Here is a 21,877-nt window from a genome sequence, read left to right as displayed (position 1 = left end):
ACGTGCAGCGGAGGCGTTGATGCCCGGTAGCCGCACCGGCCGGCCGCCCGTACAGGGAGCGGTCCGCCGGCCCGCCGCGCCCCGCGCCTCCCGCGACAACCCGCTGCGGCGGCTCCACACGCGGGCCCACCGGGCCTGGGACCGGCCGCTGACCGCCTACTACCTGATCCTCGGCGGCAGTCTGCTGATCATCGTGCTGGGTCTGGTGATGGTCTACTCGGCCTCCCAGATCACCGCGCTGCAGATGTCGCTGCCCGGCTCGTTCTTCTTCCGCAAACAGTTCCTGGCCGCCTGCATCGGGGGCGCGCTGCTGTTCGCGGCGTCCCGCATGCCGGTGAAACTGCACCGGGCGCTCGCCTACCCGATCCTCGCCGGCGCCGTCTTCATGATGGCGCTGGTGCAGGTGCCGGGGATAGGGATGTCCGTCAACGGCAACCAGAACTGGATCTCCCTCGGCGGCTCCTTCCAGATCCAGCCCAGCGAGTTCGGCAAGCTCGCCCTCGTGCTGTGGGGCGCCGACCTGATGGCGCGCAAACAGGAGAAGCGGCTGCTGACCCAGTGGAAGCACATGCTGGTGCCGCTCGTTCCGGTGAGCTTCCTGCTGCTCGGCCTGATCATGCTCGGCGGCGACATGGGTACCGCGATCATCCTCACCGCGATCCTGTTCGGCCTGCTGTGGCTGGCGGGGGCGCCGACCCGGCTGTTCGCGGGGGTGCTGTCGATCGCGGGCGTGCTCGGTGTGATCCTCATCAAGACCAGCCCCAACCGCATGGCCCGGCTCGCCTGCATCGGCGCCACCGAGCCGAAGACCGGCGTCGCCGACTGCTGGCAGGCCGTTCATGGCATCTACGCCCTGGCCAGCGGCGGGCTCTTCGGATCCGGGCTCGGTGCGAGTGTGGAGAAATGGGGGCAACTCCCTGAAGCCCACACCGACTTCATCTTCGCCGTCACCGGTGAGGAACTGGGCCTGGCGGGCACACTGTCGGTGCTGGCCCTCTTCGCGGCTCTAGGCTATGCGGGTATCCGCGTGGCCGGACGCACGGAGGACCCCTTCGTGAGGTACGCCGCGGGAGGCGTGACCACCTGGATCACCGCTCAGGCGGTGATCAACATCGGTGCGGTGCTCGGTCTGCTGCCGATCGCCGGCGTCCCCCTCCCGCTGTTCTCCTACGGAGGCTCCGCCCTGCTGCCGACCATGTTCGCCATCGGGCTGCTGATCGCCTTCGCACGCGACGAGCCCGCTGCGCGGGCGGCGCTTGCGATGCGGCAACCTCGCTTTGGTAGAAAGCGGGGAGCCGGGGGCCCTCAGGGGCCTCGGAGATGGAACACGATGCGACGGCGTGCCTCGGCGGCGCGCTCGTCCGGAGAGCGGTGAATTTCGGTGCATGTCGTACTCGCTGGTGGGGGGACCGCCGGCCACATCGAGCCCGCGCTCGCCCTCGCGGACGCCCTGCGCAGGCAGGACCCCACCGTGGGGATCACGGCCCTGGGCACAGAGCGCGGTCTGGAGACCAAGCTCGTCCCGGAACGCGGCTATGAGCTCGCACTGATCCCGGCGGTGCCGCTGCCCCGCAAGCCCACCCCCGAACTGATCACCGTCCCGGGCCGGCTGCGCGGCACCATCAAGGCCGCCGAGCAGATCCTGGAGCGCACCAAGGCGGACTGCGTCGTCGGCTTCGGCGGCTACGTCGCCCTGCCCGGCTACCTCGCGGCCAAGCGCCTCGGCGTGCCGATCGTGATCCACGAGGCCAATGCCCGCCCCGGCCTCGCCAACAAGATCGGCTCCCGGTACGCCGCCAAGGTCGCCGTCTCCACCCCGGACAGCAAGCTGCGCGACGCCCGCTACATCGGCATCCCGCTGCGCCGCTCCATCGCGACCCTGGACCGGGCCGCCGTCCGTCCCGAGGCCCGCCACCGCTTCGGCCTCGACCCCAACCTGCCCACGCTGCTGGTCTCGGGCGGCTCCCAGGGCGCCCGCCGCCTCAACGAGGTCGTCCAGCAGGTCGCGCCCTGGCTCCAGCAGGCCGGCATCCAGATCCTGCACGCGGTCGGCCCGAAGAACGAACTGCCGCAGGTACACCAGATGCCGGGAATGCCCCCTTATATCCCGGTAAGTTACCTGGATCGGATGGACCTCGCGTACGCCGCGGCCGACATGATGCTCTGCCGCGCGGGCGCGATGACCGTCGCCGAACTCTCCGCCGTCGGACTTCCGGCCGCTTATGTCCCGCTGCCCATCGGCAACGGCGAACAGCGGCTGAACGCCCAGCCGGTGGTCAAGGCCGGCGGCGGCCTGCTGGTCGACGACGCGGAACTCACCCCGGAGTGGGTGCAGCAGAACGTCCTGCCCGTGCTCGCCGACCCGCACCGGCTGTACGAGATGTCCCGCGCGGCAAGCGAGTTCGGCCGCCGGGACGCCGACGACCTGCTCGTCGGCATGGTGTACGAGGCGATCGCCTCACGCCGATAGGACCGTATGACGAAAGGCAAGTGAGTAGCGTGGCCGGACCGACCACCACCGCCGAACGCGGTGAACGCCGGCAGGAGTCGTCCGGCCCGCCGCTCGTCCGTCGGCTGCGGAACCGCCGCTTTCGTAGGATCGTCATCCTGGTGCTGGCCGTTGTGCTCCTCGGGTCCGGTTCCGGCTGGCTGCTGTACGGCTCCCCGTGGCTGCGGGTGCGTCATGTCTCCGTGTCCGGTACGGCCGTTCTGACCCCCGGGCAGGTCCTCGCGGCCGCCGGAGTCCCGGTCGGAGCGCCGATGGTCTCCGTCGACACCGACGGGATCGAGGCCCGACTGCGCCGGGAACTGCCCCGAATTGACGCGGTGGACGTCGTCCGTTCCTGGCCGCACGGAATCGGGCTGAAAGTGGTCGAGCGCACGCCGGTGCTGCTTATCGAAAAAGGCGGAAACTTCATCGAAGTGGACAAGGGCGGCGTCCGTTTCGCCACGGTTTCTCGGGCGCCGGAAGGCGTCCCGGCGCTCGAATTGAGCCTGTCCCGGTCGGGTTCGGCCACCGCGAGCCTGCGCCGGTTCGGCACGGACCGGCTGGTGCGGGAAGCGGTCGAGGTCGCGCGTGCCCTTCCGGCCGCCGTCCGCCGGGACACCCGAACCCTCAAGGTCCGTTCCTACGACGACATCTCGCTGGAGTTGGGCGGTGGCCAGGTCGTCGAGTGGGGCAGTTCGGAGAACGGCGCCGCGAAGGCGCGCACGCTCACCGCGCTCATGAAAGCCGCTTCCGGTGCCCGCCACTTCGACGTAAGTGTTCCCACCGCCCCTGCGTCATCGGCGAGTTGACGTACATCAGCGCAGGCCAGCACCCTGGTTGGGCACCGCTATGCCTGATCACATAGGGTGAAAAGAAAAACGGGAGGTTCGGCGTGTTCGTTGAACGGGCGCCGCTTGTCGACTTAGTGTCCTGTTCAGAAGACTCCAGGGAACAGACACACTGGTAACCCTAAACTTCAGGGTTAGGGTTCGGGTCGGCGCTACGGACCGTCCCAATCGGCATCTGCCGTCCCGCGCGGGGCACCGCACGTGGACGGCAACGTAATTCGAGGCGAGAGGCCTTCGACGTGGCAGCACCGCAGAACTACCTCGCAGTCATCAAGGTCATCGGTGTCGGCGGCGGTGGTGTCAATGCCATCAACCGGATGATCGAGGTCGGTCTCAAGGGCGTCGAGTTCATCGCCATCAACACCGACGCACAGGCGCTGTTGATGAGCGACGCCGACGTCAAGCTCGACGTCGGCCGTGAACTCACCCGGGGACTCGGCGCCGGCGCCAACCCGGCCGTCGGCCGCAAGGCCGCCGAGGACCACCGCGAGGAGATCGAGGAGGTCCTCAAGGGGGCCGACATGGTCTTCGTGACGGCCGGCGAAGGCGGCGGCACCGGGACCGGCGGCGCGCCCGTCGTGGCCAACATCGCGCGCTCCCTCGGCGCCCTCACCATCGGCGTGGTCACCCGCCCGTTCACCTTCGAGGGCCGGCGCCGCGCCAACCAGGCCGAGGACGGCATCGCCGAACTCCGCGAAGAGGTCGACACCCTCATCGTCATCCCCAACGACCGGCTGCTGTCCATCTCGGACCGCCAGGTCTCGGTGCTCGACGCGTTCAAGTCGGCCGACCAGGTCCTGCTCTCCGGTGTGCAGGGCATCACCGACCTCATCACCACCCCCGGCCTGATCAACCTCGACTTCGCCGACGTCAAGTCGGTCATGTCGGAAGCCGGTTCGGCCCTCATGGGCATCGGCTCGGCCCGTGGCGACGACCGCGCGGTGGCCGCCGCCGAGATGGCGATCTCCTCGCCGCTCCTGGAGGCCTCCATCGACGGCGCCCGGGGCGTCCTGCTCTCCATCTCCGGCGGCTCCGACCTCGGCCTGTTCGAGATCAACGAGGCCGCCCAGCTGGTCAGCGAGGCGGCTCACCCCGAGGCCAACATCATCTTCGGCGCGGTCATCGACGACGCTCTCGGTGACGAGGTCCGCGTCACCGTCATCGCGGCCGGTTTCGACGGGGGCCAGCCCCCGGCCCGCCGGGACAACGTGCTCGGCTCGTCCTCGGCCTCCGCCCGTCGCGAGGAGCCCGCTCCGGCCCGGCGGGAGCCCGAGCGCCCCTCCTTCGGCTCGCTCGGCAGCGTGACCCCGAAGGAGGAGCCGGAGCCGGCGCCCGAGCCGGTGGCCGACATCCCGGTCGCCCCGCCGGTCCCGCCGTCGCGGACGTACACGGACAGCGCGGCCGAGGAACTGGACGTACCGGACTTCCTCAAGTGATCCTTACGACGTGACAGGACAGCGCGAGACCGTGAGCGGCGCGCACTTCGCCTTCACCGACAGGTGGGGCGGGGTGAGCGCCGCTCCGTACGAAGAGCTCAACCTGGGCGGGGCGGTCGGCGACGACCCCGACGCGGTACGGACCAACCGGGAGATCGCCGCCGAGTCGCTCGGCCTGGACCCCGGCCGGGTGGTCTGGATGAACCAGGTCCACGGAAACGACGTGGCCGTCGTGGACGAGCCCTGGGGAGACCGCCCGGTACCCGAGGTTGACGCGGTGGTCACCGCGCGCCGGGGGCTCGCCCTCGCCGTCCTCACCGCCGACTGCACGCCCGTGCTGCTCGCCGACCCGGTCGCCGGGATCGTGGCGGCCGCCCACGCGGGACGGCCCGGGATGGTCGCGGGGGTCGTGCCCGCCGCCGTACGCGCGATGACCGGACTCGGCGCCGACCCGGCCCGGATCGTCGCCCGTACCGGCCCCGCCGTCTGCGGCCGCTGCTACGAGGTGCCGGAGACGATGCGCGCCGAGGTGGCCGCCGTCGAGCCGGCGGCGCACGCCGAGACCGGCTGGGGCACCCCGGCGGTGGACGTGAGCGCCGGGGTGCACGCACAACTCGCGCGCGCCGGGGTGCTCGACCGGGCGCAGTCGCCGGTGTGCACGCTGGAATCGCGCGATCACTTCTCGTACCGCCGGGACCGCACCACCGGGCGGCTCGCCGGATATGTTTGGCTGGACTGATGAGACATGACGGACCGTAGGACCGAACTCGCCGCGAACCTGGCGAAAGTGGAGGAGCGCATCGCCGCCGCCTGTGCGGCGGCCGGGCGCAAGCGGGAGGAGGTGACCCTGATCGTGGTCACCAAGACCTACCCGGCGAGCGACGTGCGGATCCTGTCCGGGCTCGGGGTGCGCCATGTCGCGGAGAACCGCGACCAGGACGCGGCCCCCAAGGCTGCCGAGTGCTCGGATCTGCCCCTTAGTTGGCACTTCGTTGGGCAATTGCAGACCAATAAAGTGCGATCCGTCGTGGGTTATGCGGATCTCGTGCAGTCCGTCGATCGTTCCAAGCTCGTGGACGTGCTGTCCAGGGAGGCGGTGCGGGCCGGGCGCGAGGTCGGCTGTCTTCTGCAGGTCGCGCTCGACGCGGGCACGAGCGGAAGGGGGGAGCGCGGCGGCGTGGCGCCGGGCGGAATCGAAGAGTTGGCCGACCTTGTCGCCGGTTCGCCGGGACTGCGGCTCGACGGCCTCATGACCGTCGCCCCGCTCACCGGGGAGTACGCGGGGCGCCCGCGCGCGGCGTTCGAGCGGTTGATGGATTTGTCGACTGACCTGCGCCGAGCCCATCCGGCTGCGAACATGGTCTCCGCAGGGATGAGTGCGGACCTTGAGGAAGCCGTGGCCGCCGGGGCGACACATGTACGCGTCGGCACTGCGGTACTCGGAGTCCGCCCCAGGCTCGGGTAACGTCGCCAGGAAGTCGGACCACAGCAGAAAATATGGTCAATGTCGCCTTAGGCGGGCGCAATGACCGCGTGGATCGCGGGACTTGGCAGTCGTCACCGATCCACCACAGAGCGGAGGACTCAGAGCATGGCCGGCGCGATGCGCAAGATGGCGGTCTACCTCGGCCTCGTGGAGGACGATGGGTACGACGGCCGCGGATTCGACCCCGATGACGACTTCGAGCCCGAACTGGACCCGGAGCCCGAGCGGGACCATCGACGGCACGAGCCGTCGCACCAGTCCCACGGGGCACACCAGTCCCAAAGGGACGATTCGGTACGAGTGGTACACCCGTCGCCCCCGCGCGAACCGATGTCGCATTCCGCCGCGCTCTCCGCGGAATCGGGACGCCCGGCGCGCATCGCCCCCGTGGCGTCCATCACACAAGAACGCGCGAGCCTGGAGAAGAACGCACCGGTGATCATGCCCAAGGTCGTGTCGGAACGAGAGCCTTACCGGATCACCACGCTTCACCCCCGGACCTACAACGAGGCCCGTACCATCGGGGAACACTTCCGTGAGGGCACCCCGGTGATCATGAATCTGACTGAGATGGACGACACAGACGCGAAGCGACTTGTCGACTTTGCGGCCGGTTTGGTGTTTGGTCTTCACGGCAGCATCGAACGGGTGACGCAGAAGGTGTTCCTGTTGTCGCCTGCTAACGTCGATGTCACGGCGGAGGACAAGGCCCGCATCGCAGAGGGCGGGTTCTTCAACCAGAGCTGAGACGCAAGACCGGTACAAGGCACGGAAACAGGGGAGAGGGAAAGCACGGATCATGGGCGTGTTCCTGGATGTGATCTACATCGCGCTGATGTGCTTCCTCATCGTGCTCATCTTCCGGTTGGTCATGGACTACGTGTTCCAGTTCGCCCGCTCATGGCAACCCGGCAAGGCGATGGTGGTCGTACTTGAGGCCACCTACACTGTCACCGATCCACCGCTCAAGCTTCTGCGGCGGTTCATCCCGCCGCTGCGTCTCGGGGGCGTGGCGCTCGACCTGTCCTTCTTCGTACTGATGATCATCGTCTACATCCTGATTGCGATCGTTGGTCGGCTGTGATGAGCGATGTGACCTACCGTCTTGCCGAAGCCGACGACTACGTTGAGGTGAAGAGATGCCGTTGACCCCCGAGGACGTGCGGAACAAGCAGTTCACGACCGTCCGCCTCCGAGAAGGCTATGACGAGGACGAGGTCGATGCCTTCCTCGATGAGGTCGAAGCCGAACTGACGCGTCTGCTCCGCGAGAACGAGGACCTGCGCGCCAAACTGGCCGCGGCCACGCGGGCTGCTGCCCAGAACCAGCAGAACATGCGCAAGCCTCCGGAGCCGCAGGACCAGCAGCAGGGCGGAATGCCCCAGCAGGGCGGAATGCCTCAGCAGGGCGGAATGCCTCAGGGTATGCCGCAGCAGGGTATGCCTCAGCAAGGCGGAATGCCCCAGCAGGGCATGCGAGGTCCCGGCGCTCCGGTGCCCGCCGGCATATCGGGCCCGCCGCAGCAGCAGATGGGTGGCCCCATGGGTGGTCCCCCGCAGCTGCCGAGCGGTGCCCCGCAGCTGCCGGCCGGTCCCAGTGGCCAGGGCGGTCCGCAGGGTCCCGGTCCGATGGGCCAGGGTCCGATGGGTCAGGGTCCCATGGGCCAGGGTCCGATGGGCCAGGGTCCGATGGGCCAGGGCCACATGGGCCAGGGTCCGATGGGCCAGGGCCAGATGGGTCAGGGTCCCGGTCCGATGGGTCAGGGCATGGGTCCGATGGGTGGCCAGCCGCCCATGCAGCAGCAGATGGGTGGCCCGATGGGCGGCCCCATGGGCGGTCCGATGGGCGGCCCCGGTCAGGGCCCCGGTGGCGACAGCGCCGCCCGTGTCCTCTCGCTGGCCCAGCAGACCGCCGACCAGGCGATCGCCGAGGCCCGCTCCGAGGCCAACAAGATCGTCGGCGAGGCCCGCAGCCGCGCCGAGGGTCTGGAGCGCGACGCCCGTGCCAAGGCCGACGCGCTGGAGCGGGACGCGCAGGAGAAGCACCGCGTCGCCATGGGCTCCCTGGAGTCCGCGCGCGCCACGCTGGAGCGCAAGGTCGAGGACCTGCGCGGCTTCGAGCGCGAGTACCGCACGCGTCTGAAGTCGTACCTGGAGTCGCAGCTGCGTCAGCTGGAGACCCAGGCCGACGACTCCCTGGCGCCGCCGCGCACCCCGGCCACGGCCTCCCTCCCGCCGTCCCCGGCGCCCTCCATGGCCCCGGCCGGCGCGAGCGCCCCGTCCTACGGCGGCAACCCGTCGATGGGCGGCGCCCCGTCCCCCGCCGGCCCGTCCTACGGCGGCCAGCAGCAGATGACGCCGGCGATGACCCAGCCGATGGCCCCGGTACGCCCGCAGGGCCCGTCCCCGATGGGCCAGGCACCGTCCCCGATGCGCGGCTTCCTCATCGACGAGGACGACAACTGACGGCGGCCGCGTAGTACCGCGTAGGCGTCGGCAGCCTTCACCAGGGCGGGGCCCCGGATCTCGATCCGGGGCCCCGCCCTTTTTACGCGGGTTGCGACCCCTGGCTTCCCAGTACGCAATCAGGACAGCGGGGCCGCGCGCCAGGTTCGTCGGCCCGCAGGTGTGAGAAGGGTCTGCAGATCAGGGGCGCGGGGAACCGCGCACGCCAGGGATGCCGACCCGCAGGTGTGAGAAGGGGCGCGGGGCCACGCCAAAGTCGCCGACCCGCACGTACCAGAAGGGCCCGGTCCCCGTACGGAGACCGGGCCCTTCTCGAACAGGCCGGCGCCTATGCCTTCCGCAGCCGGAACGTCAGAGACAGCCCCTCGTCAACGAACGGCGCTCCATAACCTCCGTCGGCCTCGCCCTGCGAGAAGTCCGTCGCGAGAACCTCGTCGGCGATCAGCGCAGCATGCTCCGCCAGCGCCGCGATCACCGCAGGGTCGGTCGACACCCACCTGAGCGCGATCCGGTCGGCCACATCCAGCCCGCTGTTCTTCCGCGCCTCCTGGATCAGCCGGATCGCGTCCCGGGCGAGCCCCGCCTGCCGCAGCTCTCCCGTGATCTCCAGGTCGAGCGCGACGGTCGCGCCGGAGTCCGACGCCACCGACCAGCCCTCACGAGGCGTCTCCGTGATGATCACCTCGTCCGGTGCCAGCGTCACCGTCTCGCCCTCGACCTCCACCGACGCCGTGCCCTCGCGCAGCGCCAGCGACAGCGCGGCCGCGTCCGCCGCGGCGATCGCCTTGGCGACCTCCTGCACCCGCTTGCCGAACCGCTTGCCCAGCGCCCGGAAGTTGGCCTTGGCCGTGGTGTCCACCAGCGAACCGCCCACCTCGGACAGCGAGGCCAGCGAGGACACGTTCAGCTCGTCGGTGATCTGCGTGTGCAGCTCCGGGTCGAGCGCGTCGAAGCCGACCGCCGCGACCAGCGCCCGGGACAGCGGCTGCCGCGTCTTCACGCCCGACTCCGCGCGCGTGGCCCGGCCCAGCTCCACGAGCCGTCGTACCAGAACCATCTGCTTGGACAGCTCCGGGTCGATCGCGCCCAGGTCCGCCTCCGGCCACGTGGCCAGGTGCACCGACTCCGGGGCGCCCGGGGTCACCGGCGCCACCAGGTCCTGCCACACCCGCTCGGTGATGAACGGGGTCAGCGGGGCCATCAGCTTGGTGACGGTCTCCACGACCTCGTGCAGCGTGCGCAGCGCGGCCTTGTCGCCCTGCCAGAAGCGGCGCCGCGAGCGGCGGACGTACCAGTTGGACAGGTCGTCGACGAACGCGGACAGCAGCTTGCCGGCGCGCTGGGTGTCGTACGCCTCCAGAGCCTGCGTCACCTGGTCGGTGAGCGCGTGCAGCTCGGAGAGCAGCCAGCGGTCCAGGAGCGGGCGGTCGGCCGGGGCGGGATCGGCCGCGGACGGCGCCCAGTTCGACGTACGGGCGTACAGCGCCTGGAAGGCGACGGTGTTCCAGTACGTCAGCAGCGTCTTGCGGACGACCTCCTGGATGGTGCCGTGCCCGACCCGGCGGGCCGCCCACGGCGAGCCGCCGGCCGCCATGAACCAGCGCACCGCGTCCGCACCGTGCTGGTCCATCAGCGGGATCGGCTGCAGGATGTTGCCCAGGTGCTTGGACATCTTGCGGCCGTCCTCGGCGAGGATGTGCCCCAGGCAGACCACGTTCTCGTACGACGACTTGTCGAAGACCAGGGTGCCGACGGCCATGAGGGTGTAGAACCACCCGCGCGTCTGGTCGATCGCCTCGGAGATGAACTGGGCCGGGTAACGGCTCTCGAACAACTCCTTGTTCTTGTACGGGTAGCCCCACTGCGCGAACGGCATCGAACCCGAGTCGTACCAGGCGTCGATGACCTCCGGCACGCGCGTGGCCGTCTTCGCGCACCGGGGGCAGGCGAAGGTGACGTCGTCGATGAACGGACGGTGCGGGTCCAGCTCCGACTGGTCGGTACCGGTCAGCTCGGTCAGCTCCGCACGGGAGCCGACGCAGGTGAGGTGGTCGTCCTCGCAGCGCCAGATCGGAAGCGGGGTGCCCCAGTAGCGGTTGCGGGACAGCGCCCAGTCGATGTTGTTGTTCAGCCAGTCCCCGTACCGGCCGTGCTTGACCGTGTCCGGGAACCAGTTCGTCCTCTCGTTCTCCGCGAGGAGACGGTCCTTGATCGCCGTCGTGCGGATGTACCAGGACGGCTGCGCGTAGTAGAGCAGCGCGGTGTGACAGCGCCAGCAGTGCGGGTAGCTGTGTTCGTACGGCAGGTGCTTGAAGAGGAGGCCGCGCTGCTTGAGATCCTCGGTGAGCTGTTCGTCGGCCTTCTTGAAGAAGACGCCGCCGACCAGCGGCAGGTCCTCCTCGAAGGTGCCGTCCGGGCGGACCGGGTTCACCACCGGCAGGCCGTAGGCGCGGCAGACCTTCAGGTCGTCCTCACCGAAGGCGGGGGACTGGTGGACCAGACCCGTACCGTCCTCGGTCGTGACGTATTCGGCGTTGACGACGTAATGCGCCGGTTCAGGGAACTCAACCAGCTCGAACGGACGTTGATAGGTCCAGCGCTCCATCTCGGCGCCGGTGAAGGCCTGGCCCGTGGTCTCCCAGCCCTCGCCGAGCGCCTTGGTGACCAGCGGCTCGGCGACGACGAGCCGCTCCTCGCCGTTGGTGGCGACGACGTAGGTGACCTCCGGGTGCGCGGCGACCGCCGTGTTGGACACCAGGGTCCACGGGGTGGTCGTCCACACCAGGAGCGCGGCCTGGCCGGCGAGCGGACCGGAGGTGAGCGGGAAACGGACGTACACGGAGGGGTCGATGACCGTCTCGTAGCCCTGCGCCAGCTCGTGGTCGGACAGGCCGGTGCCGCAGCGCGGGCACCAGGGGGCCACGCGGTGGTCCTGGACCAGCAGACCCTTGTCGAAGATGGTCTTCAGCGACCACCAGACCGACTCGATGTACTCCGGGTCCATGGTGCGGTAGGCGTCGTCGAGGTCGACCCAGTAGCCCATCCGGGTCGTGAGCTCGGTGAAGGCGTCGGTGTGCCGGGTCACCGACTCACGGCACTTGGCGTTGAACTCGGCGACGCCGTACTTCTCGATGTCCGGCTTGCCGCTGAAGCCCAGCTCCTTCTCGACCGCGAGCTCCACGGGCAGGCCGTGGCAGTCCCAGCCGGCCTTGCGGGCCACGTGGTAGCCGCGCATGGTGCGGAAGCGGGGGAAGACGTCCTTGAAGACCCGCGCCTCGATGTGGTGGGCGCCGGGCATGCCGTTGGCGGTGGGCGGCCCCTCGTAGAACACCCACTCGGGGCGGCCCTCGGACTGCTCCAGGGTCTTGGCGAAGATCTTCTGCTCGCGCCAGAAGTCGAGCACGGCGTGCTCGAGGGCGGGCAGGTCGACCTGTGCGGGCACCTGGCGGTACGTCGGCGCTGTCATCTGCGAGCTTCCTCCAACGGACTTGCTGCCTTCCGTCGGAGGGACGAGAGCCTTGCCTTCCGTACGCCGTGTGCGGCGCGCTCCCGCGGTACCACCCTCCTTGGCTCCCCGGGCGCCGTACGCGCCGGTGAGCCCCCTCATTGGGGTCGCGAAGCCGGTTCTACTGGCCCTTGCAGGGCTTTCTTCCGGCGGCTCCGGGGTGATCTTCACGTCGCGCTCGCCCCCGGGCTCCCACCGTCCCCGGGTCGCTCTGGGCTGCGTACGCCGCTACTCGTCCCCATCCACGCTTCTCGCTCCGCCCAGTGTACGGCGCCGCACGGACAGCGGCCGACCCGTTTTCCGGGCACCGGCGGGGCAGGCCCGTCCGCCTGCCGGGATGACCCGAATGGCGCGGTACGCGTGTTCGCATCCTGGGATGTCCGGCTCGGCGGATTACCGCGCGGGGAGCTGGGCACAACGCATGCATACCTGCTGCGTGGGGGGTGCGGGGCGGGCGGATCGGGCGGCGTGCCCCGTTGCCGCGGGACTGAAGTCGATTTATCGTCCCAGCACGATTCGCGTGCAAGATCACAATATGTGAAGGGGCCGCGGCCATGGTGGCGAAGAAGACCGCGGGGGACGGCGAGAAGAAGAGCACGCGCGCGGCTGCGACGGCTCCTTCCGAGAAGACTCCAGGTGAGAAGGGCTCCGCCGGGAAAGAGGACGCACCCAGGACACCGGTGGGGGAGGCGGCCGGGAAGCAGGCCGTGGTGAAGAAGGCCGACGGGGCAAACCCAGAGAAGGCGGAGAAGCCGGAGAAGGCGGAGCAGCGGGAGAAGGCGGGGAAGGCCCGGAAGCCGGAGAAGAGCGCGTCCCGGGCCGCGGCGACGAAGACCGCGGCGGAGAAGAGCACGGCCAAGAAGAGCACGGCCAGGAAAGCGGGCGCGGCGCGGGCCGCGAAGCAGACGGGAGCCATGACGGTGGTTGCGAAGAAGACTCCGGGCACGGCCGCGGCGGCGGAGACCGCCGTGCCCAAGGCGCGGGTCGCCACGGCGGCTCCGGGCGAACTCGCGGTACGTCCCGGCGAGGACCCGTGGACGCCACAGGAGGTCGAGGAGGCGCGCACCGAGCTGACGGCCGAGGCGGTGCGGCTGCGGGCCGAGATCGAGGCGTCCGACAGCGCTCTGGTCGGGCTGATGCGGGACTCCGGCGACGGCGCCGGTGACGACCAGGCCGACACCGGCACCAAGAACATCACCCGCGAGCACGAACTGGCCCTGGCCGCCAACGCGCGCGAGATGCTCGAACAGACCGAGCGCGCCCTGCAGAAGCTGGACGCGGGCACCTACGGCCTCTGCGAGAACTGCGGCAACCCCATCGGCAAGGCCCGGATGCAGGCCTTCCCGAGGGCCACCCTGTGCGTGGAGTGCAAGCAGAAGCAGGAACGCCGCTACTGAGCATGGGGGTCGCCTGGGGCGTGCCGTAGTCTCGTCCCGAGGCAGGCACCTAGGTTTGAGGGACTCACGTGGCAGAGGCGGAACGCATCATCGGTACGCCGGGCACCCCGGACGACGGCGGCGAGCGGACGGCGGCGCCCGGCGCCCCCGACGTGGCGGTTGCGGATCAGTCCAGCGCGGAACGGCGGCCCGGGCGCGGCCGCCGGATCGCCGTGCTCTTCGCGGTGGCCGCCTTCGCGTACACCCTCGACCTGGTCAGCAAGATGCTCGTGGTCGCGAAGCTGGAGCACCACGCGCCGATCCGGGTCATCGGCGACTGGCTGGAGTTCCACGCGATCCGCAACCCCGGCGCGGCCTTCGGTTTCGGCGGCGCCTTCACGATCATCTTCACGGTGATCGCGGCGGCCGTGATCGTCGTGATCTTCCGGCTGGCGCGCAAGCTCTACAGCTTCCCCTGGGCGGTCGCGCTCGGCCTGCTGCTCGGCGGCGCGCTCGGCAACCTCACCGACCGGGTCTTCCGCTCGCCGGGGATCTTCGAGGGCCAGGTCGTCGACTTCATCGCGCCCAAGGGCTTCGCGGTGTTCAACCTGGCCGACTCGGCGATCGTCTGCGGCGGCGTCCTGATCGTGCTGCTCTCCTTCCGCGGCCTGGACCCGGACGGGACCGTCCACAGGGACTGACGGCGGCCAGGCGGGCGGCACGGCCCCCAGGGGCTTGCGTACGGGGCTGTCGGCGATGTCCGGCATACTCGACGGGTGAGTACCCTTCCCGAGATCCGGACCCTGCCCGTGCCCGACGGCCTGGAGGGCGAGCGCGTCGACGCCGCCATCTCCCGCATGTTCGGCTTCTCCCGCACCAAGGCGGCCGAGCTGGCCGCGGCGGGCAAGGTCCAGATCGACGGCTCGGTGGTCGGCAAGTCCGAGCGGGTGCGCGGCGGGGCCTGGCTTGAGGTCGAGATGCCGGGGGCGCCCGCGCCCGTGCAGATCGTCGCGGAGCCCGTCGAGGGCATGGAGATCGTGCACGACGACGATGACGTGGTCGTGATCGGCAAGCCGGTCGGCGTCGCCGCGCACCCCAGCCCCGGCTGGACCGGCCCCACCGTGATCGGCGGTCTCGCCGCCGCCGGCTACCGGATCTCCACCTCCGGCGCCGCCGAGCGCCAGGGCATCGTGCACCGCCTCGACGTCGGCACCTCGGGCCTGATGGTGGTCGCCAAGTCGGAGCGGGCGTACACCTCGCTGAAGCGGCAGTTCAAGGAGCGCACGGTCGACAAGCGCTACCACACGCTCGTGCAGGGCCACCCCGACCCGACCAGCGGCACCATCGACGCCCCGATCGGCCGCCATCCGCAGCATGACTACAAGTGGGCGGTCACGGCCGACGGCAAGCCCTCGGTGACTCACTACGACCTCATCGAGGCGTTCCGCGCGGCCTCCCTGCTCGACGTGAAGCTGGAGACCGGCCGCACCCACCAGATCCGCGTCCACATGGCCGCACACCGTCACCCCTGCGTCGGCGACCTGACCTACGGCGCCGACCCGACGCTTGCCAGGCGGCTGCACCTGACCCGCCAGTGGCTGCACGCCGTCCGGCTCGGTTTCGAGCACCCCGGGGACGGCGAGTGGGTCGAGTTCGCCAGCGACTACCCGGCCGACCTGCAGAAGGCGCTCGACCAGGTCCGCGAGGAGACGTACGGATGAGCACGCGCGCGTACCGGGTGCGGGTCGCCGGGGACCCCGCCGACCTGGAGGCCTGCTTCGCGGTGCGCAAGGAGGTCTTCGTGGTCGAGCAGGGCGTTCCCGAGGACCTGGAGTACGACGAGTACGACCCCGTCGCCGTGCACGTCCTCGCGGTCGGCGAGGACGGCGTACCGCTCGGCACCGGCCGGCTGCTGTACGGCGAGGTGGCCGCGGCCAGGACCGACGGCGACCTGTCCCTCGGCTCCCTGGGGCGGCTCGCGGTCCTGGAGGAGGCCCGCGGCCTCGGGGTGGGCGTCGCCTTGGTCCGGGCCGTCGAGGAGGCCGCACGCGCGCGTGGCCTGACCGCGGTGGACCTGCACGCGCAGACCCACGCACTGGGCTTCTACCAGCGGCTGGGCTACGAGCCGTACGGCCCGGAGTACGAGGAGGCGGGCATCGCGCACCGGGGGATGCGGCGCGCGCTCTGACCGTGGTCGCGTGGCACGCTTGAGGCCTGCTGTGTGATCGTCGACTCCCGGAGTGCTGGCCGTGGATCAGCTGGCCCTGTTGTTCGTGCTGTTGCTCGGGGCCCTGGTGAGCGTCCCGATGGGGGACCGGTTCGGGCTGCCGGCGCCCGTGCTGATGACGCTGTTCGGGATCGCCCTCGCGGTCGCCGACTTCGTGCCGAACGTGAACATCCCGCCGGAGCTGATCCTGCCCGGCCTGCTGCCGCCGTTGCTCTACGCCGCCGTACGGCGGACCTCCTGGCGGCAGTTCGCGGCCAACAAACGGCCGATCTTCCTGCTCGCCGTGGCCCTGGTCTTCGTCACCACGGTGTGCGTCGCCGTCGTCGCCAACGCGATCGTGCCCGGGCTGCCGATCGCCGCCGCGGTCGCGCTGGGCGCGCTGGTCGCCCCGCCCGACCCGGTCGCCGCGACCGCCGTCGCCGGGCAGCTCGGACTGCCGCGCCGGCTGGTGTCGATCCTGGAGGGCGAGGGCCTCTTCAACGACGTCACGGCCATCGTCCTGTACCACGTGGCCATCGCCGCCGTGGTCAGCGGCGCCTTCTCGCCGTGGCGGGCCGGGCTGGACTTCCTGCTGTCCGCCGTGGTCGCGGTCCTCGTGGGGCTGGCGCTCGGCTGGGGCGCCAACAAACTGATGGACGTGCTCGGCGACGCGACCCTGCAGATCGGCCTGACCCTGATCGTCCCGTACGCCTCCTACGTCATCGCCGAGGAACTGCACGGCTCCGGCGTCCTCGCCGTGCTCACCACCGCGCTGTTCATCGCCGAGTACGCCACCGACGCCGACGACGTCATGACCCGCCTCGCCGGCTACACCTTCTGGGACATCGTCGACACGCTCGTCACGGGAGTCGCCTTCGGGCTGATCGGCCTGGAACTGCACAACGCGATCCGCACGGCGTCCGGACGCTGGGGCGAACTGCTCGGCTGGGCGGCCGCGATCGTCGCCGTGGTCGTCGTGGTACGGCTGCTCTGGCTGCTGCCGGCGACCTGGCTGACCAAGCGGCTGCACGCCCGGCGGGACTACGACGAGGAGATCCCGACCAGCTGGCGGGAGACGATCGTGATGTGGTGGTCCGGGATGCGCGGTGTGGCGTCGGTGGCGCTGGCACTGGCGATTCCCCTGAAGACGGACGGCGGGTCGGCCTTCCCGGACCGCGACGAGATCGTCTTCATCGCCTTCGGCGTGATCCTGGCGACGCTGGTGCTCCAGGGGCTGACCCTGCCGTGGCTGGTCAGGCGGCTGGGGGTACGGGCCGACGTCGACCGCGAGAAGGAGATCGAGAAGGAGCTGGCGCTGCGGGCGGAGAAGGCGGCACGGCGGCGTCTGCGGGAGATCGAGCAGGTCGAGGAGTTGCCGGACGACGTGACGGAACAGATGCTGCGGCGAGCCTTCGAGATCGGGTACCGGATCAGTCCCGACGTGGTGGAGGACGAGCGGCGGGAGGGCCACGAGAAGCGGATGCGGCGGCAGAAGCGGTTGCGGCGGATCCAGCAGGAGATGCTGAGCGCGGCGCGGCACGAGGTGCTGGCGGCGCGGAGCGAGCCGGGGGCGGATCCGGAGATAGTGGACCGGGTGCTGAGGCATCTGGACGTCCGCAGCCTGCGCTAGGTCCCACCCGCGCACCGCCCGTTCGTGGTCACGCGAGCGGGACGGTCGCTTCGGCCCTCGCCGCGTGCGCGCAGCGCCAGTCATACGAACATATGGCGGCTGTGGACAGTCCCAGGCGCCATCGGCTTCCCGCTCGTAGTCTCGGACCATGGCTCGGAACATTGTGATCAGTGGTGGAGGAACCGGGATCGGGCTCGCGGCGGCGCGGGTGTTCGCCGGGGACGGGGACCGGGTGCTGCTGCTCGGGCGGCGCAGAGAGCTGCTGGAGCGGGCGCAGGTGCCGGGGGCGGAGGTGTACGACGCCGATCTGGCCGAACCTGAGCAGGTACGCGGAGTCGCGCGGTTCGTCGCCGAGGAGTTCGGGACCGTGGACGTGCTCGTCCACAGCGCCGGAGGGAACGCGGCGCGTACGGCCGACGCGGAGGCCGACGATCCGCTCGACGCCGCCGCGCGCGCCTGGACCGGCAACTTCCGGCAGAACACGCTGACCGCCGTCCTGCTGACGGAGGCCCTGAAGGACCGGCTCGCCGACCCCGGCGGGCGGGTGCTGTTCATCAGCTCGATCGCCGCGTACCGGGGCTCGGGGACCGGGTCGTACGCCGCCTCCAAGGCCGCCCTGCACCCCTATGCCCACGACCTGGCCCGCCGGCTGGGGCCGCGCGGGGTCACCGTGAACGTGGTCGCACCGGGGTACATCGAGGACACCGACTTCTTCGGCGGTCCCGTGGCGCAGGCCCGGCGCGCGCAGCTCATCGCCGAGACGTCGACCGGGCGGGCCGGCATCCCGGGTGACGTCGCCGCCACGCTCCACTGGCTGGCCTCCCCGGCCGCCGGGCACGTCACCTCGCAGATCATCCAGGTCAACGGCGGCGCCGAGCGCGGCCACTGAGGGCCGGGGGAGCGGTCAGCCGCGGCCGGTGCGCGGCGGCTCGTGCAGACGCCGGCCCGCCGCCGCCCCGTCCTGGGAGGGGATGATCCCGCCGGGCGGCAGGACCGCGTCGGCCGTGTTGACCCGGGGCAGGGCGTACGGGTGCTCCGCGCTCAGCCAGGTGATCATCTGCTCCCGGACGGTGACCCGGACCGTCCAGATGTCGTCCGCGTCCTTGGCGGTCACCAGCGCCCGCACCTGGATGGTGTTCGGCGTGGAGTCCGTGACCACCAGGCCGTAGGCCCGCCCGTCCCAGGCCGGGCACTCCCGCAGGATGTCCTGGAGCTTCTCGCGCATCGCCGCGATCGGCGCCGAGTGGTCGACGTGCCAATAGACGATCCCGGTCATCTGGGGGGTGCCCCGCGACCAGTTCTCGAAGGGTTTGGAGGTGAAGTACGACACCGGCATGGTGATCCGGCGCTCGTCCCAGGTCCGTACCGTCAGAAAGGTCAGGGTGATCTCTTCCACCGTGCCCCACTCGCCGTCGACCACGACGGTGTCACCGAGACGCACCATGTCGCCGAAGGCGATCTGCAGGCCGGCGAACATGTTCGCCAGCGTTGACTGGGCGGCCACACCGGCGACGATGCCGAGGATTCCGGCGGAGGCCAGCAGCGAGGCGCCGGCCGCGCGCATCGCCGGGAAGGTCAGCAGCATCGCCGCCACCGCCATCACGCCGACGACGGCCGTCACCACCCGCATGATCAGCGACACCTGGGTGCGCACCCGGCGGACCCGGGCCGCGTCGTGGTGGGCGCGGGCGTAGCGGGAGTAGGTCGACTCCACGACGGCCGCCGCGATCCGCACTACCAGCCAGGCGGCCGACCCGATCAGCACCAGGGTCAGGATCTGGCCGACGGCGACCCGGTGCTCCAGGATCAGCTCGGCCTGGTCGTAGGAGCCTCTGAGCAGTGCCGCGCACAGCACCAGCTGGTAGGGGATGCGGCCGCGGCGCAGCAGGCCCCACAGCGGCGTCTCGCTGTGCCGTGCGTCGGCCTTGCGCAGCAGTAGATCGGTCGCCCAGCCGATCAGCAGGGTGAGGACGACGGCGCCGCCGAACACGATCAGCGGGCGGAGTACGTTCTCCATCTCCATGGCTTCGAACGTAACCGGATCCGCGGGGTCCTGAACATGCCGCCCGGTGAGAAGGACGTCACGGTCGTGGTCGCGGGCAGGTCGGTGTTGCCGGCGGTGGCTGGCACCATGGGCGCATGAACATCATGCTCTTTCACTCGACCTATGGCCTCAGGCCCGCGGTGCGCGAGGCCGCGGACCGGCTGCGTGCCGCCGGACACGAGGTGTGGACGCCGGACCTGTTCGAGGGGCGCACGTTCGACACGGTCGAGGAGGGCATGGAGTTCAACGAGTCGATCGGCAAGGACGAACTGCTGAAGCGGGCCGTGCTGGCGGCGGCGCCGTACTCGGAGCGCGGGCTGGTGTACGCGGGGTTCTCGCTGGGCGCCTCGGTCGCGCAGACGCTGGCGCTGGGCGACGAGCGGGCGCGGGGGCTGCTGCTTCTGCACGGCACGTCGGACATCGCGCCCAGCGCCTCGGTGGCCGAGCTGCCGGTGCAGCTGCACGTGGCCGAGCCCGACGCCTTCGAGACGGACGACTGGCTGAGCGCCTGGTACCTGCAGATGGGCCGGGCCGGCGCCGATGTGGAGATCTACCGTTACCCGGGCGCCGGTCACCTCTACACCGACCCCGGCCTGCCGGACTACGACGCGGAGGCCGCCGAGGCCACCTGGCGGGTGGCGCTCGGCTTCCTCGACACGCTGTAGACGTCGGTCACACCGGGTCGTAGGCGCGCTCGACCTTCTGGGTGCCGCTGCGGGTGCGGTACGACCGCTCCCAGGACGAGGTGGCGTCGGCCTTCGTCTTGTCGGATACGACGTAGTAGTCCATCTGCGCCCGCGCGGCCGTGATGTCCAGGACGCCGTAGCCGTGCCGGTCGGTGTCGACCCAGTGCACATGGCGGTTGGCCAGCTGGATCACCGGTGCGGCGACGGTGGAGACGACGCCGGGGGAGACCTTGAGGATGTCGTCGAGGTTGTCGGAGGTCACCGAGGTGACCACGAACTCGGTGGCGGCCGAGGCGGACAGCGGATAGGTCCCGGCATCCACGGGCACGTCGTTGGCCCAGGCCATGTGGATGTCGCCGGTGAGGAACACCGTGTTGGTGATCGCGTTGGAGCGCAGGTGAGCCAGTAGTTCGCGGCGGTCGTCGGTGTAGCCGTCCCACTGGTCGGTGTTGAGGGCGAGGCCGTCCTGGGGCAGACCGAGCAGCTTGGCGAGCGGCTTGAGGAGGTCGGCGGAGAGCGAGCCGATGGCGAAGGGCGAGATCATCACCGAGTTGCCGACCAGCCGCCAGGTGGTGTCGGAGGCCTTCAGCCCCGCCTTCAGCCAGTCGAGCTGGGCGCGGCCGGTGATGGTGCGCTCCGGGTCGTCGACCGAGCCGCTGCCCGCGGACACCTGCTGGGAGCGGAAGGAGCGCAGGTCGAGCAGGGAGAGGTCGGCGAGCTTGCCGAAGCGCAGCCGGCGGTAGGTGGTGCCGGCGATGGCCGGGCGGACCGGCATCCACTCGAAGTAGGCCTGCTTGGCGGCGGCCTGACGGGCCGTCCAGGTGCCCTCGGCGCCCTCGGTGTGGTTCTCGGCGCCGCCGGACCAGGAGTCGTTGGCGAACTCGTGGTCGTCCCATATCGCGATGACCGGTGCCTTGGCGTGCAGGGCCTGCAGGTCGGTGTCGGTCTTGTACTTGCCGTGCCGGGTGCGGTAGTCGGCGAGGGTGATGATCTCGTGGGTGGGCGCGTGCGCACGGACCACGGTGCCGCGGGTGCCGTACTCGCCGGTGCCGTACTCGTAGATGTAGTCGCCGAGGTGCAGCCAGGCGTCGAGGTCGCCGCGGGCCGCGAGGTGGCGGTAGGGGGCGAAGTAGCCGGCCTCCCAGTTCGCGCAGGAGACCACGCCGAAGCGCAGGCCGGAGACGGTGGCGTCGGCCGCGGGCGCGGTGCGGGTGCGTGCCACCGGGGAGTCCGTGGGGCCGGCCGAGAAGCGGAACCAGTAGTCGGTGGCCGGGGCGAGGCCGCGGATGTCGGCCTTGACCGTGTGGTCGGAGGCGGCGGTCGCGGTGGTGGAGCCCTTCGAGACGATGTTCGTCAGCGCCTTGTCGGTGGCGACGACCCAGCTGACCTCGGTGTCCGGGCCGACACCGGAGCCCGGCGTGGCGTCGGCGGTCGGCGTCACCCGCGTCCACAGCAGAACGCCGTCGGGCAGCGGGTCGCCGGAGGCGACGCCGTGCAGGAAGGCGGGGGCGTCCGAGGCGGCCCGCGCCGGCAGCGCGGTGGCCAGGGGGGCTGCGACGACGGCGATGCCGGCGGTCGCCGCGGCCTTGACGACCGTGCGGCGGCGGGGAGAGGGCGTCGGTGCGCTCTCGGAAGACTGTGTTGATCGGTTTCGACTGGTCACGACCGCTCAGGTTACTGACCAGTATGAACAAGAGCAGGCGAACC

The 21,877-nt window shown here is 70.6% G+C and carries 19 protein-coding genes; 16 read left to right on the top strand and 3 right to left on the bottom strand.

The window, feature by feature from the left end; genetic code table 11:
• Positions 1 to 19: 19 nt before the first annotated feature.
• The 9 genes from ftsW to LQ326_RS28095 all read left to right on the top strand — a co-directional run bounded on the left by ftsW (position 20) and on the right by LQ326_RS28095 (position 8,723).
• The gene (gene ftsW, locus LQ326_RS28135) at positions 20 to 1,375 is read left to right on the top strand and encodes a putative lipid II flippase FtsW (RefSeq protein WP_234541405.1); all 1,356 of its coding nucleotides are present in this window, start codon (positions 20 to 22) and stop codon (positions 1,373 to 1,375) included.
• A 6-nt stretch (positions 1,376 to 1,381) separates the two neighbouring features.
• The gene (gene murG, locus LQ326_RS28130) at positions 1,382 to 2,470 is read left to right on the top strand and encodes an undecaprenyldiphospho-muramoylpentapeptide beta-N-acetylglucosaminyltransferase (RefSeq protein WP_234541404.1); all 1,089 of its coding nucleotides are present in this window, start codon (positions 1,382 to 1,384) and stop codon (positions 2,468 to 2,470) included.
• Positions 2,471 to 2,499: 29 nt separating this feature from the next.
• Entirely contained in the window at positions 2,500 to 3,297 is a 798-nt protein-coding gene (locus LQ326_RS28125) for a cell division protein FtsQ/DivIB (RefSeq protein ID WP_234541402.1), read from the top strand.
• Between the two features lie 278 nt (positions 3,298 to 3,575).
• Entirely contained in the window at positions 3,576 to 4,772 is a 1,197-nt protein-coding gene (gene ftsZ, locus LQ326_RS28120) for a cell division protein FtsZ (protein WP_181807665.1), read from the top strand.
• Positions 4,773 to 4,782: 10 nt separating this feature from the next.
• Complete coding sequence (gene pgeF, locus LQ326_RS28115; RefSeq protein ID WP_234541400.1) at positions 4,783 to 5,511, top strand: peptidoglycan editing factor PgeF; 729 nt, start codon at positions 4,783 to 4,785, stop codon at positions 5,509 to 5,511.
• Positions 5,512 to 5,517: 6 nt separating this feature from the next.
• On the top strand, positions 5,518 to 6,237 hold the full coding sequence (locus LQ326_RS28110; RefSeq protein WP_234541395.1) for a YggS family pyridoxal phosphate-dependent enzyme: 720 nt from the start codon (positions 5,518 to 5,520) through the stop codon (positions 6,235 to 6,237).
• Between the two features lie 126 nt (positions 6,238 to 6,363).
• Positions 6,364 to 7,005 (top strand): cell division protein SepF, encoded by a 642-nt coding sequence (locus tag LQ326_RS28105; RefSeq protein WP_181805459.1) that lies wholly within the window; start codon positions 6,364 to 6,366, stop codon positions 7,003 to 7,005.
• 52 nt (positions 7,006 to 7,057) lie between these two features.
• Entirely contained in the window at positions 7,058 to 7,342 is a 285-nt protein-coding gene (locus LQ326_RS28100; protein ID WP_181805458.1) for a YggT family protein, read from the top strand.
• Positions 7,343 to 7,397: 55 nt separating this feature from the next.
• Positions 7,398 to 8,723: a DivIVA domain-containing protein gene (locus LQ326_RS28095; protein ID WP_234541391.1), complete on the top strand. Its 1,326-nt coding sequence runs from the start codon at positions 7,398 to 7,400 to the stop codon at positions 8,721 to 8,723.
• 328 nt (positions 8,724 to 9,051) lie between these two features.
• On the opposite strand, the gene ileS is transcribed toward LQ326_RS28095, so the two are convergent.
• Entirely contained in the window at positions 9,052 to 12,189 is a 3,138-nt protein-coding gene (ileS, locus tag LQ326_RS28090) for an isoleucine--tRNA ligase (RefSeq protein ID WP_234541389.1), read from the bottom strand.
• A gap of 593 nt (positions 12,190 to 12,782) precedes the next feature.
• Here ileS and LQ326_RS28085 point away from each other — a divergent pair.
• The 6 genes from LQ326_RS28085 (at position 12,783) to LQ326_RS28060 (ending at position 18,329) form a co-directional block, all read left to right on the top strand.
• Positions 12,783 to 13,625, top strand: a complete 843-nt coding sequence (locus LQ326_RS28085) for a TraR/DksA family transcriptional regulator (protein WP_234541384.1) — start codon at positions 12,783 to 12,785, stop codon at positions 13,623 to 13,625.
• 68 nt (positions 13,626 to 13,693) lie between these two features.
• Positions 13,694 to 14,305: a signal peptidase II gene (lspA, locus tag LQ326_RS28080; RefSeq protein WP_234541382.1), complete on the top strand. Its 612-nt coding sequence runs from the start codon at positions 13,694 to 13,696 to the stop codon at positions 14,303 to 14,305.
• A gap of 75 nt (positions 14,306 to 14,380) precedes the next feature.
• A complete protein-coding gene (locus LQ326_RS28075) occupies positions 14,381 to 15,325 on the top strand; it encodes an RluA family pseudouridine synthase (RefSeq protein ID WP_234541381.1) in 945 nt (314 codons plus the stop codon).
• Positions 15,322 to 15,792 carry a GNAT family N-acetyltransferase gene (locus tag LQ326_RS28070; protein ID WP_234541379.1) on the top strand — a complete coding sequence of 157 codons (471 nt, stop codon included), beginning with the start codon at positions 15,322 to 15,324 and terminating at the stop codon, positions 15,790 to 15,792. The genes LQ326_RS28075 and LQ326_RS28070 overlap by 4 nt, the downstream gene beginning before the upstream one ends.
• Before the next feature lie 61 nt (positions 15,793 to 15,853).
• Positions 15,854 to 17,440: a Na+/H+ antiporter gene (locus LQ326_RS28065; protein ID WP_234541431.1), complete on the top strand. Its 1,587-nt coding sequence runs from the start codon at positions 15,854 to 15,856 to the stop codon at positions 17,438 to 17,440.
• Positions 17,441 to 17,588: 148 nt separating this feature from the next.
• Positions 17,589 to 18,329 carry an SDR family NAD(P)-dependent oxidoreductase gene (locus LQ326_RS28060; RefSeq protein ID WP_234541376.1) on the top strand — a complete coding sequence of 247 codons (741 nt, stop codon included), beginning with the start codon at positions 17,589 to 17,591 and terminating at the stop codon, positions 18,327 to 18,329.
• A gap of 15 nt (positions 18,330 to 18,344) precedes the next feature.
• Here the strand turns inward: LQ326_RS28060 and LQ326_RS28055 are convergent, their stop codons facing one another.
• Entirely contained in the window at positions 18,345 to 19,457 is a 1,113-nt protein-coding gene (locus tag LQ326_RS28055; protein ID WP_234541429.1) for a mechanosensitive ion channel family protein, read from the bottom strand.
• A gap of 122 nt (positions 19,458 to 19,579) precedes the next feature.
• Here LQ326_RS28055 and LQ326_RS28050 point away from each other — a divergent pair, with 122 nt between their 5' ends.
• On the top strand, positions 19,580 to 20,149 hold the full coding sequence (locus LQ326_RS28050) for a dienelactone hydrolase family protein (protein WP_234541375.1): 570 nt from the start codon (positions 19,580 to 19,582) through the stop codon (positions 20,147 to 20,149).
• A gap of 7 nt (positions 20,150 to 20,156) precedes the next feature.
• Here LQ326_RS28050 and LQ326_RS28045 read toward each other — a convergent pair whose 3' ends face one another.
• Entirely contained in the window at positions 20,157 to 21,833 is a 1,677-nt protein-coding gene (locus tag LQ326_RS28045; protein WP_234541374.1) for an alkaline phosphatase D family protein, read from the bottom strand.
• Positions 21,834 to 21,877: the final 44 nt, after the last annotated feature.

Origin of the sequence: Streptomyces shenzhenensis (assembly GCF_021462265.1) — a bacterium.
Taxonomy (GTDB): Bacteria; Actinomycetota; Actinomycetes; order Streptomycetales; family Streptomycetaceae; genus Streptomyces; species Streptomyces shenzhenensis.
Note: the sequence above shows the minus strand (reverse complement) of the source record. Positions and strands in the feature narration are given on the sequence as shown.